5 protein-coding genes are annotated in these 4,502 nt (G+C 34.8%); 4 read left to right on the forward strand and 1 reads right to left on the reverse strand.

Annotation, left to right across the window (positions count from 1 at the left end; genetic code table 11):
- The first annotated feature begins 383 nt into the window (after nucleotides 1–383).
- On the forward strand, nucleotides 384–677 hold the full coding sequence (locus MKZ17_RS20425) for a hypothetical protein (RefSeq protein ID WP_340725639.1): 294 nt from the start codon (nucleotides 384–386) through the stop codon (nucleotides 675–677).
- A gap of 17 nt (nucleotides 678–694) precedes the next feature.
- Here the strand turns inward: MKZ17_RS20425 and MKZ17_RS20430 are convergent, their stop codons facing one another.
- On the reverse strand, nucleotides 695–1,102 hold the full coding sequence (locus MKZ17_RS20430) for a DUF2599 domain-containing protein (protein WP_340725640.1): 408 nt from the start codon (nucleotides 1,100–1,102) through the stop codon (nucleotides 695–697).
- Between the two features lie 1,090 nt (nucleotides 1,103–2,192).
- Between MKZ17_RS20430 and mobV the strand changes: the two genes are divergently transcribed.
- The 3 genes from mobV to MKZ17_RS20445 all read left to right on the forward strand — a co-directional run bounded on the left by mobV (nucleotide 2,193) and on the right by MKZ17_RS20445 (nucleotide 4,491).
- On the forward strand, nucleotides 2,193–3,518 hold the full coding sequence (mobV, locus tag MKZ17_RS20435) for a MobV family relaxase (RefSeq protein WP_340725641.1): 1,326 nt from the start codon (nucleotides 2,193–2,195) through the stop codon (nucleotides 3,516–3,518).
- A gap of 14 nt (nucleotides 3,519–3,532) precedes the next feature.
- Complete coding sequence (locus MKZ17_RS20440; protein ID WP_340725642.1) at nucleotides 3,533–3,715, forward strand: hypothetical protein; 183 nt, start codon at nucleotides 3,533–3,535, stop codon at nucleotides 3,713–3,715.
- 167 nt (nucleotides 3,716–3,882) lie between these two features.
- Nucleotides 3,883–4,491 carry a helix-turn-helix domain-containing protein gene (locus MKZ17_RS20445; RefSeq protein WP_340725643.1) on the forward strand — a complete coding sequence of 203 codons (609 nt, stop codon included), beginning with the start codon at nucleotides 3,883–3,885 and terminating at the stop codon, nucleotides 4,489–4,491.
- The last annotated feature ends 11 nt before the right edge of the window (nucleotides 4,492–4,502 follow it).

Raw genomic sequence — 4,502 nt, forward strand, 5'->3', positions numbered from 1 at the left:
ATTAGTTTTCGTAGTTATCTAATTCGGTAACTAAAGTTATCTAATTCGGTAACTACGAAAACTAGCAAAAACCCTTGATATAATAGCTTTTTTTACTAGTTAGTTAGCCAATTTACTCTCACTCTCTAATAAGGAGCTTTTCTCTGTTCGTGATTTTTACTCTTTTACCTTACATATCTACGAATATGGAGGATTTCCTCATTCCCCCTTGTTCAGCCTCAACCCTAAAACAAGGAGCCATACTGGTGATATATGTATTGATATAACATAATGAATTTAGAAAATTAAAAGGGAGATAATATCTCAAATAGAAAATATAAGCAAAAAAAGTTTTTTTAAGATATAATCAAAAAGAATAATTTTCAAAAAAAGGAGTTTTTGGAATGGATGGGGAAGTTTTCATTTATTTAAGACCGATCTTTTATTTAATACTAGCTTTTATAATATTAAATTTATTAATTTTAATTTTTATTAAAAGTAAAACTAATAACGGATATATAATATTAAATTCGTTTTTCTTAACTGTACTTGCTTGTATGGTTTGGTTCCAGGGAAATATAATAACAGATGAATTTAATTTAGTAGGAGATTCCCTATATTTCACTTTAACTATAGTCATAGGTATTATTTTCATTATAGGAGCAATAATAAATATAACAAAAAAGAGAGATTCTTAATGAATCTCTCTTTTTTGTTATTTAGGATTACATCCCTTTTTAATAGTTTCTGTAAGACTAGTTGTTGTACGATGTGGTTCTAAATTCCAAGGTGTCTTGAAAGATTGAGCCATAGTTACATGACACTCAAATTGAGCTTTCATAGATGCAGTGTTTTTCCAATTACTGCTCCCTTTATGTTTGTTATAAAGAATAGTCCATGCTTTAGAAGCAGCTACCATTCTTGCATTACCATTTGGAGCTTTAATAAGTGGCCCTGATGATTTAGGTGTAACACTAAGTGATACTACTCCGTCTCTAGTTATCCATTTTGAACTAGTAAAATAATCCGAAAATGAATCAGCACTTGCAGAAGCTGTATTAGTAACTGTAAACAAACTTAAAACCAAGGCAAAGGCTATTAAAATTTTAGAAATGTACTTCATTCCATTTTTCCCCCTTTTTGTATATTTATCCTTTTCTATGAGAATATTAATATAAATGGAATATTTTATCAACATATTATTTTCACTCTTAACGATATTTAAATATTTTTGAAAATTTACAATTTTTAGTAAATAATTGTCATATTAATCATACTTAAAAGATAATTAACTCACTAACATATATCGCAAAACCGCCACATATTAAAATCTCTGAAACTACTGATATATCAACCTTTTTTACACTTTTATAACTCTCTCTTCTCACTCTATATATTTAGGGGCTTTTCTCCATGCAAGGTTCGGGTAGTATTTTTTGAGAAACCCACTCAAAAAATCTCCACCCTTTTCCCCCTTGCATTCCGAAATTTTGCAGACTTCAAGGGCTTCGCCGAACGACCGATAAACTGATGAGGAAGAAAGTTAGCGGTCGTTCACTTCGTTTTAGTGTAGCCTGCAAAACCGCCAGTTCTACCGTTCATAATTTTGCTTTTTTAGTCTTATGAAGTGACGCAATGCGGGGGCTAGCCCCCACACCCCCAACCTTCACTCTCTCAACCTGAGGAGGAGGAACATCGAAAACCATAAAAAAAGACTCCCTTTAAACGAAGTTGATTGGAAAAGTGTCGAGGAAGTCAAAGACACTTACAATCAATCATCATTTTAACGCTCTATAAGCGTCTCTGTTGCCTTTTTAGGCAACGGGAGGATTTTAAATAAGGGGTAACCTCTCACAAAGGCGAGAGAAGCCCTGTATGGCGTCTGTCAACGGTAAGCGGACCGTAGGGAGCATTAAGGAGTTGACAGACTCACTTCACCAAGACCCTCTTGGTGTGTCAAAAGGCAACACCTTTTGACCTGCCTACCGGCGAGGGAGCCCCTCAAGGATTGAGGGGTTGGGGAGTTCGATTAAGGGGGTCTGGGGAAGAGTTCCCCAGTGGGTTTGGGCAAAGCCCAAGGTTTGTTTTTTACCATGCTGTAGCATGGCTTGGCGGAGCCAAAAAGCGTCGCAGACCACATGAAACTTTGCGTGCAAAGTGTAGTGTGTTACACTTCTCTTAATCTATTAGATTTTCGGAAGGGTGCGAAATCAATGAGTTACTCTATTATTCGGATGCAAAAAATGAAATCTCATGCCATAAAAGGTATTCAATTTCACAACCAAAGAGAGAAAGAAAGTGAGACAAATCCCGACATCAATAAGGCGGATTCTCACCTTAATTATGATTTGATAAATGGTCAAAAGCAGATTGATTATACGGAGAAAATCAATCAAGTGATTGAGGATAATGTGCTCTCTGGAAAGAAGATCCGTAAAGATGCGGTTCGTCTCTCTGAATTTTTGATTACATCGGATAAAGAATTTTTTGAGAGAATTTCATCGAAAGAGCAGAAAAGGTATTTTGAAACGGCTCATGAATTTCTTGCTGATCGATACGGTGAGAAGAATTTAATTTATGCAACGGTTCATCATGACGAGAAAACCCCTCACATGCACGTTGGCTTTGTTCCAGTAACGGAAGATGGCAGATTGTCGGCTAAAGATTTCTTTGGCCAGAAAAAGCAACTGGTGAGCCTTCAGGATGATTTTAACGCTTATCTGAAGGAAAATGGCTTTGAGTTAGAAAGAGGGGTTTCATCGAGCCGTAAGCACGTTGAGACGGCTAAATATAAGGCTCTGACGTTTGGAAATATGGAAAAAGAGGCTCAACAGAAATTTGAGCAAACAATGGGGCAGATTCAAGCCATCGATGAGAAGACGAAATCTATTGAAAACATTGAAGCGAAGAAGGTTCTTGGATTGGTCGGAATGAAGGAAAATGATTATCAAAATTTAGTGGATTATGCCATGAATGGGGTCGTTTATCAGATGCAAGCGGAACAGCTGCAGCAGGAATTAGAGAAATCTCAAAAAGAGGTTAAGAAGCTAAAATCTGATATACAAATAGGACAAGACAAAATTCGATATTATTACAAGGATGTTGAAGAAAATCTTGAAAAATTATCAACCGAAAAAGCTAAAGAAAAGCTGAAACAGAGTGATCTTGTGAAGAATTACAGTGGCTTAATTGATAAATATAATGGAATCGTTCAGAAGTTCAATGACCAGCTGGGGGAAAAGAAAGAATTAAAGCAAAAAGTTCATGATTTAACCTATCAAAATCAGTCTTATCAAAGGGAAAATCGAGAATTGAAGGAAAAATTGCTTCAAATCGGTAAAGAATTTTCAGCTTTTAAGTCAAAAGTGACAAAGGCTTTATCCTCTCAACTTACTCGTGTTAAGACGTTTTTGAGGATACAAGAAGTTGACCCTAAATTTATAAAGTTTCTGGATCAGAACCAAGAAAAAATTGTCAAGGACTCTTTTAAAAAAATGGAGGAACCTCAAAGGCAAAAAGGAATGGAGATAGAGCGTTAATAAAGGTAAATCAGTTGGTTAAGAAGTTACAGAAGTTAGATCAAGATGGTGAATTAATGCTTTTCATGAGGGATAAAAAGAGACCATATTTAGGTTTGGGAACGAGTATTCCAATCAAGGACATTAGTATTTTTACAAGTATTGATCAAGATTCAAATGAGGACTTATATGTTCTTGAGATTAAGAAAGACGTGTAGTTTTATAATCTGTTATAATTTAACTAGAACGAGAAAAACCGCCCAAGCTTTGGTCGGCAAGGCGGTTTCTCGTATTATTACGGGCAAGGATTATTGCCCCTATTCATATCGTTATAATTCTATTCTAACACATAGGGGCTAATTCCTGCTATAAGGAGAGGGATTAGATGACCAAGAAAAATTTTGAACAAGCAGAAAAAAATGCTAGAAAAAGAGATTTTAAAAATCAAAAAGAAAAATTTAAGCAGGATCATAGTGGTGTAGACCAAGAAGAAGCAAATAATGCTATGAAAACATTGAGTAAAGCTACTGGGAAAGAAGTTTTTATCGTTACAAAACGTTCTCCCCAGTCAAAAGTGAGGTTTGTTCAATTGATTCAAGATAATTGGAATTATGCTTTGGAAACTGGTTTTTTCACCGATGAAGAAATGCTATTTTTAATGCGTATTCAACGCTTTTTACAGTTTAAAAGTAATTGTATTGTGGATGATATTCATTCACGAAGTGCAGTTCCTATGACACAAAAGGCACTTGCTGAAAAACTTGGAACAAGTGCTCCTAAAATTAGTAGACTAGTAAATAATCTTGTTGACAAAGGGGTTATTGTTAAAGCACAAGGTCAAAAAATAGAAGGAAATAATGCTCGTACATACGCTTTATTCATAAATCCAAATATTATTTATAGTGGTGAACGTGACAACGTAGAAACTACTTTAAAAACCTTATTTATCAATGCTAAGCCATTATTTGAAAATTTTCCAATAGCCCTTTTTTAAGGGCTATTTTT

Origin of the sequence: Solibacillus sp. FSL R7-0682 (assembly GCF_038005985.1) — a bacterium.
GTDB lineage: Bacteria > Bacillota > Bacilli > Bacillales_A > Planococcaceae > Solibacillus.